This is a genomic window from Vibrio sp. T20 (assembly GCF_007858795.1).
GTDB lineage: Bacteria > Pseudomonadota > Gammaproteobacteria > Enterobacterales > Vibrionaceae > Vibrio > Vibrio satsumensis.
The window spans coordinates 1-13,466 of record NZ_VFEB01000223.1 but is presented as its reverse complement, the minus strand read 5'-3'; the positions used below and the strand labels follow the sequence as shown (position 1 = coordinate 13,466).

The 13,466-nt window shown below is 43.4% G+C and carries 10 protein-coding genes and 2 pseudogenes; 5 read left to right on the top strand and 7 right to left on the bottom strand.

Translation table 11 applies throughout. The features are described 5' to 3' along the window. On the bottom strand, positions 1-1,281 hold a 1,281-nt coding region (locus FTW16_RS22200; RefSeq protein ID WP_146492460.1), incomplete at its 3' end, for an aldehyde dehydrogenase family protein. Positions 1,282-1,919: 638 nt separating this feature from the next. Between FTW16_RS22200 and FTW16_RS22195 the strand changes: the two genes are divergently transcribed. Both FTW16_RS22195 and FTW16_RS22190 read left to right on the top strand, forming a co-directional pair. Next, a complete protein-coding gene (locus FTW16_RS22195; RefSeq protein WP_004734056.1) occupies positions 1,920-2,558 on the top strand; it encodes a YchE family NAAT transporter in 639 nt (212 codons plus the stop codon). A gap of 149 nt (positions 2,559-2,707) precedes the next feature. Then, the gene (locus FTW16_RS22190) at positions 2,708-3,553 is read left to right on the top strand and encodes an ion transporter (protein WP_146492461.1); all 846 of its coding nucleotides are present in this window, start codon (positions 2,708-2,710) and stop codon (positions 3,551-3,553) included. Positions 3,554-3,598: 45 nt separating this feature from the next. Here the strand turns inward: FTW16_RS22190 and FTW16_RS22185 are convergent, their stop codons facing one another. Both FTW16_RS22185 and asd read right to left on the bottom strand, forming a co-directional pair. Beyond that, positions 3,599-4,120 carry a prepilin-type N-terminal cleavage/methylation domain-containing protein gene (locus FTW16_RS22185; protein WP_146492459.1) on the bottom strand — a complete coding sequence of 174 codons (522 nt, stop codon included), beginning with the start codon at positions 4,118-4,120 and terminating at the stop codon, positions 3,599-3,601. Positions 4,121-4,240: 120 nt separating this feature from the next. Continuing rightward, complete coding sequence (gene asd, locus FTW16_RS22180) at positions 4,241-5,359, bottom strand: aspartate-semialdehyde dehydrogenase (RefSeq protein WP_017629874.1); 1,119 nt, start codon at positions 5,357-5,359, stop codon at positions 4,241-4,243. 500 nt (positions 5,360-5,859) lie between these two features. Here asd and nhaC point away from each other — a divergent pair, with 500 nt between their 5' ends. Then, complete coding sequence (gene nhaC, locus FTW16_RS22175; protein WP_017063453.1) at positions 5,860-7,296, top strand: Na+/H+ antiporter NhaC; 1,437 nt, start codon at positions 5,860-5,862, stop codon at positions 7,294-7,296. Positions 7,297-7,387: 91 nt separating this feature from the next. Here nhaC and FTW16_RS22170 read toward each other — a convergent pair whose 3' ends face one another. From FTW16_RS22170 to yejK, 4 genes and pseudogenes are all read right to left on the bottom strand, one after another. Beyond that, positions 7,388-8,566: a chemotaxis protein gene (locus FTW16_RS22170; protein WP_146492458.1), complete on the bottom strand. Its 1,179-nt coding sequence runs from the start codon at positions 8,564-8,566 to the stop codon at positions 7,388-7,390. A gap of 76 nt (positions 8,567-8,642) precedes the next feature. After that, a pseudogene (locus FTW16_RS24990) lies at positions 8,643-9,020 on the bottom strand (Hpt domain-containing protein); the annotation flags it as partial. 263 nt (positions 9,021-9,283) lie between these two features. After that, positions 9,284-10,049, bottom strand: a pseudogene (locus FTW16_RS24985) (Hpt domain-containing protein); the annotation flags it as partial. A 105-nt stretch (positions 10,050-10,154) separates the two neighbouring features. Beyond that, on the bottom strand, positions 10,155-11,159 hold the full coding sequence (gene yejK, locus FTW16_RS22160; RefSeq protein WP_017061190.1) for a nucleoid-associated protein YejK: 1,005 nt from the start codon (positions 11,157-11,159) through the stop codon (positions 10,155-10,157). Between the two features lie 84 nt (positions 11,160-11,243). Here yejK and FTW16_RS22155 point away from each other — a divergent pair, with 84 nt between their 5' ends. Continuing rightward, positions 11,244-11,471, top strand: coding sequence for a YejL family protein (locus FTW16_RS22155; RefSeq protein ID WP_017068253.1), 228 nt, complete (start codon positions 11,244-11,246; stop codon positions 11,469-11,471). A gap of 28 nt (positions 11,472-11,499) precedes the next feature. Next, a complete protein-coding gene (locus tag FTW16_RS22150; RefSeq protein ID WP_146492456.1) occupies positions 11,500-13,308 on the top strand; it encodes a DUF3413 domain-containing protein in 1,809 nt (602 codons plus the stop codon). The last annotated feature ends 158 nt before the right edge of the window (positions 13,309-13,466 follow it).

Sequence of the window (13,466 nt, the reverse complement as noted above, 5' to 3'; positions counted from 1 at the left end):
ACCACCCCATGAACCACAACCTAGAGTTAGAGAAGGTGCAACGTTGAAGTTGTACAGGTCACCGATACCACCGTGAGTAGTAGGGATGTTGATTAGAATACGAGCAGTCTTCATCTTGTCACCGAAGTAACGGATGCGGTCTGCGTTAGTATCTTGGTTAGTGTAAAGACCAGATGTATGACCAATACCACCGATTTCAACCATAGTTACCGCTTGAGCAACAGCGTCTTCGAAGTCGTCCGCACGGAATAGACCTAGAGTTGGAGATAGTTTCTCGTGAGCGAATTCGTCATCGTAAGAAACTTTACCAAGACCTTCACCTACAAGTACTTTTGTATCAGCAGGAACTTTAACACCAGCCATTTCAGCGATTGCTGGAGCAGGCTGACCTACGATTTTAGCGTTTAGGTTGCCGTCGATAAGCAGTACTTTGCGTACTTTATCAGCATCAGCTTTAGATAGAACGTGAGCTTTGTGAGAAGCGAAACGCTCTTTTACTTCGTCATAGACTTCGCTAACTACAATAGCTGCTTGCTCAGAAGCACATACAACGCCGTTATCGAATGTTTTAGACATAAGGATAGAAGCTACAGCACGTTTGATATCAGCTGTTTCATCGATAACTACTGGAACGTTACCAGCACCAACACCGATAGCAGGCTTACCAGAAGAGTACGCTGCTTTAACCATGCCTGGACCACCAGTAGCAAGGATAAGTGCGATACCGTCGTGCTTCATAAGCGCGTTAGAAAGCTCTACAGATGGTTGGTCGATCCAACCGATGATGTCTTTTGGAGCACCCGCTGCAACAGCTGCGTCTAGAACTAGTTTCGCTGCGTCGTTAGTTGAGTTCTTTGCACGTGGGTGTGGCGAGAAGATGATGCCGTTACGTGTTTTAAGAGAGATTAGAGATTTGAAAATTGCTGTAGAAGTTGGGTTCGTTGTTGGAACGATACCACAAATGATACCTACAGGCTCAGCGATAGTCATTGTGCCTAGGTTGTCATCTTCTTCTAAGATGCCACATGTTTTTTCGTCTTTGTATTTGTTGTAGATAAATTCAGATGCAAAGTGGTTTTTGATAACCTTATCTTCAACAATACCCATTCCAGATTCAGCAACTGCTTGTTGTGCTAGTGGAATACGAGCGTGGTTAGCAGCAAGAGAAGCTGCACGGAAGATTGCGTCTACTTTCTCTTGAGAGAATGTTGCAAACTCTTCTTGTGCTGCTTTAACGCGAGCTACTAGAGCATCAAGTTCCGCTAAGTTAGTTACAGGCATGGTGGATCTCCTAAAATAATAAATATTAAAAACTTTTTATTAATTTCGCTGCTTGCTTTTAACCTCAAACAACAACGTTCTTAGTAAATTGCTTTCAGGACTGAGTATATTATTTCACTGTATGAAAAAAATTGACCCAGATCAGTTACCCAAAAAGAATTAACCAAAAAGTAGTATGGCAATCGCAAAAATGAACTTAAGATACTGATTTAAATAGATTAAAATCACACTTTCCGTTAGCACAAAAAACAAGCAAACAGACGGATTTTTTCTACATTGCGTCATAAGCTGTAAAAAAGTTTCATTTTTAGTCCGTTAAATTACATGTATACAGCTATATTCGTGCTACTGAGAGTATATCCATACCGTTGCACGGGCTAGATTCTGACATAATTTTTATTAAATCCGTGCGACAGTTAACAGTTACTCAATAAAAAATTACAAAATCAAACAACAGCAGCAAGCTTGCAACAAGGAAGATACAAAAGTGAGATTCAATTAGTTTTTCTACAAAAAAACACCCATTTCAAGTTAGTTTTTTTCATTCGTGTAAATTGAGTTTGTCCCTTACATTACGCGCCTAGACTATTCACAGATCAAACCTTCAACCTTAAGTACGCTAACTGGAGATCGCTCTCATGCAAGGCTTAGAACTCGCAATTTTTATGCAATTCTTCCTTGGGCTTGTTGCTGCCGTAAACCCAATCGGCATCATGCCTGTTTTTGTTTCTCTTACTGCTCATATGCCGCCAGAAGAGAGGAACAGGACAGCCTTACAAGCAAACATTGCTGTTGCCGTGATCCTCATTGTCTCTCTTGTTGCGGGGCAAATGCTGCTTGATATGTTTAGTATCTCGCTGGACTCATTTCGTGTTGCAGGTGGTTTACTATTACTGAGCATCGCATTTTCGATGATGAGCGGTAAGCTCGGTGAAGATAAGCAGAACAAACAAGAAAAATCTGAATACATCAGCAAAGAGCAAATCGGTGTTGTTCCACTTGCTATGCCGCTAATGGCAGGTCCGGGTGCAATCAGCTCGACCATTGTTTACGGGTCTCGCTACCCTGCTGCTATTGATACGGTAGGAATCGGCATTAGCATCATCGCATTCGCAACATGCTCTTGGCTTTTGTTCCGTTCAGCACCAGTTATCGTTCGTTTCCTAGGTCAAACGGGTATCAACGTGATCACTCGTATCATGGGTTTGATTCTTGGCGCATTGGGCATCGAGTTCATCGCCAATGGCTTACGTAATTTGTTCCCAGGTTTGGCATAACGTTTAACGGCATTTCGGTTGCTCTATAAAGGGCAACAATATTGAAATATAGATGAGGCGAGTAAAGCAATTGGGCTTTCACTCGCCTCGTTATTATGAAGCTAGTATAATGACTGTTAATGCATTTAACAGAAGATGAATCTCTCCTTATGTCACGCAAGCCACTCAAGCATCATTTGTACGTCATTATCTTTGGTACTCACACGCCTGCCGGACGTGCATTTGATATCTCTCTGATCGTTGCAATCTTGGCTTCGCTGTTAGTTCTAATCTTAGAGTCCATTCCTAATGTAATGAGCGAATGGTCACAACAGTTGCGTTATATCGAATACACCTTTACTGCACTCTTCACTCTTGAGTATTTGTTGAGGCTTTATTGCTCTCCAAAGCCAAAATCTTACGCTACTAGCTTTTATGGTGTCGTTGACCTATTAGCGATTCTTCCAACCTACTTAGCGATCATCTTCCCTGGCGCTTCGTTTATGGGTGTGGTGAGGCTGCTTCGTGTGATGCGTATCTTCCGAATCCTAAAACTGGTTCGCTACCTGCAAGATTCCAATATTCTGTTGCGCTCACTGTTAATGGCAAGACGAAAGATACTGATCTTCTTCAGCACCGTTGGGATCTTAGTCGTTATCTTTGGTGCTCTGATCTTTGTTATTGAAGGACCAGAAAATGGCTTCACTAGTATTCCTCACAGCATCTATTGGGCAATCGTGACCATCACGACAGTGGGATATGGTGACATGGTGCCGCAGACCGCGCTTGGCAAAGCCATAGCATCACTGACCATGCTATTGGGTTACTCAATTTTGGCGGTGCCGACAGGGATTATTACTGCAGAACTCAGTAATGAAATGAACTCACACAAAGAGTTGGTTAAGTGTCCTAACTGCAACCGAGCGGGTCATGATTCTGACGCCATGTATTGCAAACACTGTGCAAGCGAATTGGCAGATCCAGACAAGCGTGTCATCACCAACAAGATCGAATAAAACCAAAAAAGAGCTCCTAAGAGCTCTTTTTGTTTTCTTAACTATCTAACAGCCATCCGTGAAAACTTCCACTTGGTAGTCATCATTTGCTTCCATCGCAGCCGTGTATTTCACATAGCATTGGGTCTTCTCGATAGCGGTATTGAAGTCATTGGGAAGAACGTCCGACAAATATTCCGATCGGGTAATCAGCCACAAATCAGGGTCGCCAACAGACCCATTATTATGTGCAGCCCAAGTCCACTCTTTCGTTAAATCATGGTACCCAGAATCAATCGCCAAAAAGTTTTCCATTCCCCCTTTTTCAACAGCAGGGTAGCCAAACTGTACGCTTCCGTAGTTTGGTACGAGGTAACGTTCTTGGTCTTCCATTCCTGCCACAGCTGCTTTTTCGAATGCTAAATCCACTGCGGTATGGACTGATGCCCCTAACCCTTCCATAACCGAAGCCCTAGCATCATGTTGTATGTTTAAAAACCTAGGTGCTGCAACAACCGCTAAAACACCAATAATGACGATAACAACAATCAACTCGATAAGAGTAAAACCTTTAAGGTTTGCTTTCATTTTCTAGCTCCAACTGTAAGACGCACGAAGGGTAAGGTTTTAAAGTCAGGCTTCTGTCATCAGAAACAAAAAAAGCGCCCTAAGGCGCTTCTTCGTTAATTATTCTCAAAAATGAGGCAGTTACGCTTTCTCAGCAAGGATAATGCGCAGAGTACGACGTAGTGGTTCTGCAGCACCCCAAAGCAGTTGGTCACCAACCGTGAATGCGTTTAGGAAGTCGTTGCCCATCGACATCTTGCGCAGACGACCGACTGGTACAGACATAGTGCCTGTTACTTTCGCTGGTGTTAGCTCCTGTGCTGTGATGTCGCGGTCATTAGGAATCACTTTAACCCAATCATTGTGCGTCGCGATGATCTCTTCGATCTCGTCCATTGGCACGTCTTGCTTGAGCTTAATCGTTAGCGCTTGAGCGTGACAACGCATTGCACCGATACGTACACAGGTACCATCGATAGGAATCGGTTGACCGTCTAGACCAAGAATCTTGTTCGCTTCAACACCCGCTTTCCACTCTTCTTTGCTCTGACCGTTTTCACGCTTCACATCGATCCAAGGAATCAGTGAGCCCGCAAGTGGAGCACCAAATTGGTCTGTTGGGAATGAAGATGAACGAATCGTATCAGCCACTTTCTTATCGATATCAAGAATTGAACTTGAAGGGTTCGCTAACTCAGAACTTACGCTGTCGTTGATCACACCCATTTGTGAGATCAGCTCACGCATGTTCTTAGCACCCGCACCAGAAGCTGCTTGGTAAGTCATGGCACTCATCCACTCAACCATGCCTTTCTCGTACAGGCCACCTAGAGCCATAAGCATTAAGCTCACAGTACAGTTACCGCCAACGAAAGTGTTGGTGCCACTGTGAATGCCTTGCTGAATTTGAGCCAAGTTAACAGGATCAAGAGTGATGATTGAATCAGCGTCCATACGCAGAGTAGAAGCTGCATCAATCCAGTAACCTTTCCAACCTGCTTGACGCAGTGCTGGGTATACTTTTGATGTGTAATCGCCGCCTTGACAAGTAATCACAGCATCAAGCTGTTTTAGGCTATCAATATCAAAAGCGTCTTGAAGTAGACCCGCATCTTTACCACCTAGAACAGGGGCAGGAATACCAATCTGAGATGTGCTGTAATAAACAGGCTCAATCAAGTCGAAGTCTTTCTCTTCAACCATACGTTGCATCAGTACAGAACCCACCATACCGCGCCAACCAACTAGACCTACTCTCATCGCTCACTCTCCATGTATAAATTAAAAATTGCTCTCCCCCATCTATAAGTTTTTCAGAAACAGAACTCAAGTGCTTTTTGTCAAAAAGTGTAACTTTTTCGTTTCTTTTAAGTGAACGTAATGAATCGTGCAGTTATCTCTGTATCGACATTCCATCTCCACCTCATTGATTAAGCGTCCATTATCGTCAAATTCAAACATTTACATCGCCAAAACCGGTTCAATCGACGCTCATCACAAACAGTAAATCCCTCTTTCAAACCAAGGTTAATCAGAATTTTATTTTACAAAACGAAAACAACGTGCGACAGATTTCAACATGTAACAATCATGAATTTAACAAAATTTTAGATTATGAAACCACAATTGATTGAGTTAACAGTCAAATATCACAACTTGGGCGTATTTTTTCGATATAATAAACTAATTACTGTAGTGTCCGTTTTGTACCACACACTATAACGAAGCACTATAAATGCTCGAAATCACAAGAGGCTTTTATGAAGCAGAGTAAAACTCGCCTACCGAACCTATTGCAGGTATTCATCGCGTTAGGACTATTTCTATCCCTTGCTTTTTCCTTTACAGCAAAGCTTGACCTTCCAATTCAACTTGCCTTGTATATTGGCTGGTTCATTATCATGGTTCTTGGTATTCGTCTTGGACACCAATACAAAGACTTAGAAAAAGCAGCACTCAAAGGAATATCCAATGGCTTAGGCGCGGTTTTAATACTTTTAGCCGTTGGCGCTCTTGTTGGTACTTGGATCTCAGGCGGGATCGTACCTACTATCATTTACTATGGTCTGAAAGCTATCCACCCTTCTATCTTCCTTTTAGCGACCATGATCATCTGTTCTCTAACCGCATTGGCAACTGGTACTTCTTGGGGCGCTGCGGGTACAGCAGGTATCGCAATGATGGGTATCGGCCAAGGTCTCGGTGTTCCAGCGCCGATTACTGCGGGTGCAGTGCTGTCAGGCTGTTACTTCGGTGACAAGATGTCTCCGCTTTCTGATTCAGTGATTCTGGCTTCTTCAATGTCTGGTGTTGAAGTGGTTGAACACATCAAGGGCATGTTGCCAGTTGCGTTAATCAGCTACGTGATTACAGGCATCATGTTTACTGCGTTTGGTTTCCACTACGCGGGCAACGTTGACATGAGCCAAGTAGACTCTGTAATCAAAGCGATGGAAGTTCAGTTCTACATCACCCCTTATTCATTCGTTCCAGTACTTATCGTGCTTGGTCTGTTGGCTTTCCGTATGCCTTCCTTCCCGGTCATCAGCTTTGGTTCTTTGCTGGGTATTATCTGGGCAGTCATGATCCAAGATATCGACTTCCTAACGGCATTCAACACTGCTTGGGCACCGTTCTCAATCTCATCTGGCGTAGAGTTTATTGATTCGATTCTTAACCGTGGCGGCATGTCTTCCATGCTTGGTTCGGTTGCGGTTATCGTATTTGGTCTAGGTTTCGGTGGCTTACTGGATAAAGTGGGCGTACTAGAGACAATCGCTAAAGTGTTTGAGCGCCGCGTAAACAGCGCAGGCTCACTAGCGACTAGCACCATTGGCACGGCTTTCATGGGTAACGTATTCGGTTCTGCAATGTACGTATCGTTAATCCTTACGCCAAAAATCTGTGCGAAAAACTACGACCGTTTAGGCTACAAACGTAAGAACCTATCGCGTAATGCTGAGTTTGGTGGCACGTTAACGTCGGGTATGGTTCCGTGGAGTGATAACGGCATCTACATGGCGAGTATTCTTGGCGTTGCGACGCTGTCTTACGCGCCGTTCATGTGGTTAAGCTTCATCTGTATCATTGTAACTATCGTGACGTCTTATATGGGTTGGTTCGTTGATAAGTGTGAACCAACAGCACCAGCGTTTGAAGCTGAAGAAGCGACAGAGCTAAGCAAGCAACAAGCTTAAGTTCATGGGCTAACACTTTCGAACGTAACTCAAAACGTTAATGGTAGAAATGCAAAAAGAGCGCCCTAGAGCGCTCTTTTTTATCGGTTTTTTACTTGTTTGCGGTTCGCTTACCCAACCAGTAACCGATGCCTAACGGTGCGAAGAACACCACCAAGATAAACAGAATAAAGTAAATAATCACACCCTTGATTAGCTCCATCAGCTTATCAATCGCAAGCACAACCACTTCTTGAGAGACACGGTCTAAATCTTGAGTGAACAGCTCTCTTTCTGATGTCACAATACCTGCAATCTCGAGACGCTCTTTCTCAATCATCTGAACTAACGCTTCTCTCTCACGCGTAACCATCTTTTCCAGAGCGACACGTTCATCGCTCAGCATCGCCAATTTTTGGTCTGTTTTATCGCTGAGGTCGTTGAGCAATGGCTGCATTTCTGCCGACATAATAGAGGCTAGTGTTTGCATGTATTCAGGGTTATTTTCAATAAAGTCCTGCATGCTAGCTGAGGTTTGGCGAAGGCTTTCTAGTGTCATAGACAAATCTTCACCCGTGAGTGAGCTATTCATCGCCACCAATTCGGCTTTCCAAGACATCAGTTTTGGCGTTTGGTCCGCCATTAGGCTTAAGCGGTCTGATGCATCGCTCATGGCTTCTGGCATGGTACCTAGGCTCTGAACGATCTGTGATTCATCTTTACCAAGGTAAGCTAGCCATTCTCGATAAGCAGGCGTACTTCTGAAGGTAAGATCTTTAAAAGGATTGTTCGCGGCAAACTCTGCAACGAATGCTTTGCTCTTTTTGAAATCACTTGAGCTCAATACGCCCTTTGCTAGCTTTTCAGCTTCTTGATCAAGAAAACGCGCTGTTTCTACAGCATCATCGGTCACGAACAAATCAGCACCGTCACCTTGTGCGTAAAACTGATTCATTTGAGCAGTGAACACCCATGAGTCAATTAAAGCTGACATAGGAGAAGTTTGATAAGCCGCTTGCTGTAAGCCTTGCTCTGCGTGGATCTTCCAAAGCAACACATAAGATTGATGTAAGGTGTCATCAGCCGGGTAAGATTGCGCGATTACGTCCGCCGAGTCTTCTACTCTTGTAAAAAACATCTTGGCGTATTCACGCGTCATGAGGCGAGCATTCAGCTCTTGTTGAGTGAGAGGCGTCGTCTGACTATCTAACTTAACTTCTAAGAGAGAACAACCACTTAGCACAATGCTAAGCACCAACACCATCCAACTTCGACTCGAAACTCGTAACATATAAACCTCTGACAAAGACTAAGGGCGCGGATTGTATGAGCACTTCGTCAGAGTATTGTCAAAATTTCCACAAAAGTTAACGTTGATTATCTAAATATTCATAAGCAGAATCCACCGAGGCTTTTATTGCCTGCTCGAGCTCTGTTAAATCATGCTCACTGATGGCTCTTGATTGCTTCATTGTCATTTCAATACTTGCGGCAATAATCGCTAATCGAGACGCTTTAATGCTACCAGCTACACCTTTTAAACTATGTACAATGCGAGCTGCGGAGGTTTCATCTTTGATCAGCAAAGACTTAAATTTCTTATAGTCACCTGCGTGATCTTGTACAAAGACGCCAAGCAACAATTCGACAGACTCAGCATCACCATCGAGCGTCTCCAACATGTCTTCAATATCAATCGCAGGCTTAGAGTCCGTCACACTGGCTATGTGTTTCTCCGACATTGGCTCGCCTATCGTACCAGGTTGACTTGCAGGGCTCATATTTTGTTGAGGTTGATATTCTGGTTGCTGATTCAATACGGTTTCAGGTACCTCAGGCTCTTTCTCAAACCGGTTAGTTGCCGAGGGAGTCGAATCAACGCTACTTTCTGAAAACAATTCATCTTCCTTATCGGAAAGATTAACAACCTTTTCTTTGCTAAGTTCAGGGGCTATACCCTGTTCTGCTTTGGGCTGCAGAGCCGCTTTTCTCACACTAACACTCCACACAACCAAAGTGCTCATCGCCACTAAGCTCAAGCCTAACATCACAAGTAAAAGGTTAAACTGACGCTCATGAAACTCAGCTTCAAGTTTAATGATCTGCTCATTCACTGAGTTTTTCTTAATCTTATCGACCAAATAATTGAGCTGGGCGTAATCACTCAACAATGCTGAAGCATCAGCCAATAGCTGTTGAAGTGCGTCTTGCTCTTTGGTTTTTAATGAATAAGATTTTTCTAGAATAGAATCGAAGGCACGATAAGTGGCAGACGAACTTTGACTGTCAGAATACATCGCTTCAAAGACCACTACGCCGAATTCGTTTAGGAGTGGTTTTAACTTAGGGGAAAGCTCTTTATCCGCACGCAAGATCTTAATGTTATCAACGATGTCTTGAACTTGGCTTTCGATCGGGATGAACTCATCGAACTTTTCTAGGAACTGATCGGCTACGTACAACAGTTGGTTCACATCAGGGCGAAACAAAGCGTGTTGAAAATCAGATTCAATCTGCAGTCGGATTGAATAAACCAACTGAGCATCGAGTGCTAGATCATTGATACGAGAGACTCGAAGCGGTTCTGAGAAATAAAGTGATTGCCTCAACTCGTTGACTCGAATACCGAGCTCTTCGATTTGAGCAAGAGAATTGGTGTAGGAACGGCTTAAATTAAGAAGAGCCAATGAAGGAAGTAGCCACAGAGCCAAGAGCACAACCAAGAAGGTGGCTGGTTTTTTAAAGCGTTTGGGCTTTGCTACTGATTGTTCCATCTATATTCCTTGTGCGTGTTAACTTGAAGCCATGACAGTAGCTAAAAGATTAAGCACAAAATAAGCGACAACATCCTGCAGCCGCTTTTATCCGTTAACTTCCGACTATGACTTATTGCGAGTCAATTGGTCACGTAAGTTCGGTGGTGTGCCTTTAATCGTTAGCGTGTCTGTCTCCGGATCGTAAAAGATACGTTCGCCTAGAAGCAGACTATCAAAACTAACATTCAAACCGCCACCAGCACCAACAAATTTTGTTAGTTTACGCATAGTTGCACGATCGGCTGGGAAGCTGTCTTCTAACTCGTAACCTTGCTCACTAGTATAGTCAAAGAAACTTGTGCCATCTGTGCTTGCTGGTAACTCTCCAGAAAGTTCACGAACTTGCACTTCATCGCCCGCTTTAAGCTGCTCGTTACAGTAATCCGCAACCTGCTTTTTGTAGCTGATCGCTTCTTCTTTTTCTAATTTAGAGTCAGAAACGAAATCTTCTACCGCTTGCATCAGTACTTGGTTTTGCTGTTTCGCATCCAGACCCACTTCAGCTTGTAAGAAATCTAAGAAGAAATCCGCGACTTTACGGCCAACACGTCCTTTAATGTAAGTTAAATAACGGTTTGACTCTTTATCAGTCTCATAAGTAGAAAGGTCTAGGCGAGCCGCAATATCCATTTTTGAGATATCAAGGTAATCCGTCGCACTAATATCTAGCCCTTCAGTTACCTTTAGGCTTTGGTTTGAAGGCAGCAAACCAATGAATAGATAATCTGTTGCAAGTGACTGATATTCAGCCATTACCAAGATACCTTCGTCAGCAAATGGGTATTTTGAAAGCTCATCTTTTAGACGTTGCGCACTCTTTTGAGAAAAATCGTAAAAGTTTGTCTCACCAGCACGAAGTTGGTGCAACCACTGCTGAAATTCGCTGTCAGATTTGAAAGAACCAAACCCTTTGCCTGCTTTTGAGTTAAAAACACGGTGAAGTTCAGCAACCAGACTTTCAGATGAAGCATCGTTTTCTAGAGATTCAGCACGATAGTTAACAATCAGTTCATCCTGATCGTTCTTGCTCAGCTGGTGTAAAATTACGTTGGAAAGGTGAAGGCTCATAGTGAAAATATTACCGTTCAGGTTTCAGTTGTCGTGCATAGTAGGTTATCATAAGCCGCTTTTACTATCATTATTAGAGTCCTTATGCCGATTATATCTAAATACACAGATGATCAAGTTGAAAAAATCCTAGCTGAAGTGGGTGCTGTACTATCTAAGCACAAAGCTTCACCAGAACTTTCACTGATGATCGCTGGAAATATCGCAACCAATGTCTTAAATCAGAATGTTGCTGCTTCACAACGCAAAGGAATTGCTGAAAAATTTGCCGAGGCTTTAATTTCTTCTCTTGAAGATAAAAAGTCTCACTAAATTTGATTGACGGATAAAAGAATTATAAATGGTAGACAGCGCAAACTCATATAGCGATCGTGTATCTCGACTGGTTGGTTGGGGTCACTGGTTTGCATTTTTCAACATCATTGCTGCGATGTTGATTGGTACTCGTTATATTACTCAATCTGCTTGGCCAGAAACCTTGCTAGGTCAATTCTATTTGGCTGCATCGTGGGTTGGTCATTTTGGCTTTTTAGTGTTCGCGCTCTATCTATTAGTGCTGTTCCCGCTCACTTTTATTCTTCCGTCGAGGAAGTTATTACGTTTGGTTGCGGTTTGTTTTGCGACCATAGGTTTAACTGTCCTACTGATTGATACCCAAACGTATCAAAATATAAACCTCCACCTGACGCCTGTTGTGTGGGAGGTTTTATTCAGTGGAGAGGAATCTGCATTCACGTCTGATTTGCAGCACCTCTTCATTGTTATGCCGCTCATCTTCTTGCTACAGCTTGGCTTATCTGAATGGGTTTGGCGTAAGCAGCGTAAACTGTCTCATAAACACATTGGCCGTCCAATTACTGCCGTATTCTTCTTGTGTTTCATCAGCAGCCACCTGACCTACATGTGGGCTGATGCGTATTTCTATAACCCAATTACTAGCCAGAAAGCGAACTTCCCACTGTCTTATCCAATGACAGCGAAAAGCTTTATGGAAAAACATGGTCTATTAGACCGTGAAGAATATCTAGAACGTTTGGAAGCGAACAAAGGCAATGTAAACCTCGTTAGCTACCCACTAGAAGAAATTCAGTACAACCGTCGTAGTGATGATCTGAACATCCTGATGGTGAGTGTGAACAACCTTCGCTCTGACGCACTGAACAAAACATCAATGCCTAGCAGCTATGCATTCGCACAACAGTCGATCAACTTCACCAACCACTACAGTTCTAGTAACGACATGTTTGGTATTTTCGGTTTGTTCTATGGTCTTCCGAGCAGCTACGCGAGCAGCATCGAAGCCCAAGGCTCTAGCGCGGTATTACTCGATGTTTTAGATAATCACAAGTACAAGTTTGCTGCGTTCAGTGGCGACAACTTTAGCGATACTCTTTACTCGGATATCATCTTCCGAGGCCGTGATGTGATGCCAGAACAGGCAACGTATGATGACCAGAGTGCAATACAAGCTTGGTCTGACTGGATTCAATCACCGCAAGCGAAGCGCCCTTGGTTTAACTTTATTGAACTGACCACACTGGATAACTTCGCCAGCTACGATTCAAGCTCTGAATCAAACTCAACGTTAACCACAGCGGAACGGTTTACTGCAGACTATCAAAAATCAGCTCAAGCCGCCGATGCTCAGCTAGCAACAATCTATGCGGAGCTAGAGCGCTTAGATCTAACCGACAACACGGTTGTAATCATTACCTCTAACCACGGTACTGAGTTTAACGAAACCAAAACGAATAGCTGGGGTGCAAACTCCAACTACAGTCGTTATCAGTTACAAGTACCACTGTTTATCAGCTGGCCTGGTAAGTCTGCTTCTGAGTACACTCACCGTTCTAGTCATCTAGACGTATCAGTAACTCTGATGCAAGAGCTATTGGGTGTATCTTCAAGCCCGACTGATTTCAGTAGTGGTCGCAGCCTGTTTAATGAGCGTAAGAGAAAGTGGATTCTCGCGGGTGACTCTCGTGAACTTGCTCTGATTACTGACAAGCAAACTACTGTGTTAGATAAATTTGGTAACTACAAACTGTACGATCAGAATTACAAGCGCCTGAAAAACGTAAGCCCTCGCTTACCGGTGTTGATGCAAGGCCTCACTGAGCTACAGCGTTTCTACACAAAAAATGATTAAATGATCACCAAAAATAAAAGGGAAGCCAGTGGCTTCCCTTTTTTATTGCCGTTAATGACTAGAAAACAAGCAACAGAACAAAATTATGAAAATTAGGGGTTTACAAGGTCCTCTGCCCCTTATATTATTCACGCCACTGGAGGGATGGCTGAGTGGTC

What these genes read in the sequence shown, in the direction of transcription:
- FTW16_RS22195 (WP_004734056.1), top strand. Translation starts at nt 1,920, where the DNA reads ATGCAAGGCTTAGAACTCGCAATTTTTATGCAATTCTTCCTTGGGCTT.
- FTW16_RS22190 (WP_146492461.1), top strand. Translation starts at nt 2,708, where the DNA reads ATGTCACGCAAGCCACTCAAGCATCATTTGTACGTCATTATCTTTGGT.
- FTW16_RS22185 (WP_146492459.1), bottom strand. Translation starts at nt 4,120, where the DNA reads ATGAAAGCAAACCTTAAAGGTTTTACTCTTATCGAGTTGATTGTTGTT.
- asd (WP_017629874.1), bottom strand. Translation starts at nt 5,359, where the DNA reads ATGAGAGTAGGTCTAGTTGGTTGGCGCGGTATGGTGGGTTCTGTACTG.
- nhaC (WP_017063453.1), top strand. Translation starts at nt 5,860, where the DNA reads ATGAAGCAGAGTAAAACTCGCCTACCGAACCTATTGCAGGTATTCATC.
- FTW16_RS22170 (WP_146492458.1), bottom strand. Translation starts at nt 8,566, where the DNA reads ATGTTACGAGTTTCGAGTCGAAGTTGGATGGTGTTGGTGCTTAGCATT.
- yejK (WP_017061190.1), bottom strand. Translation starts at nt 11,159, where the DNA reads ATGAGCCTTCACCTTTCCAACGTAATTTTACACCAGCTGAGCAAGAAC.
- FTW16_RS22155 (WP_017068253.1), top strand. Translation starts at nt 11,244, where the DNA reads ATGCCGATTATATCTAAATACACAGATGATCAAGTTGAAAAAATCCTA.
- FTW16_RS22150 (WP_146492456.1), top strand. Translation starts at nt 11,500, where the DNA reads ATGGTAGACAGCGCAAACTCATATAGCGATCGTGTATCTCGACTGGTT.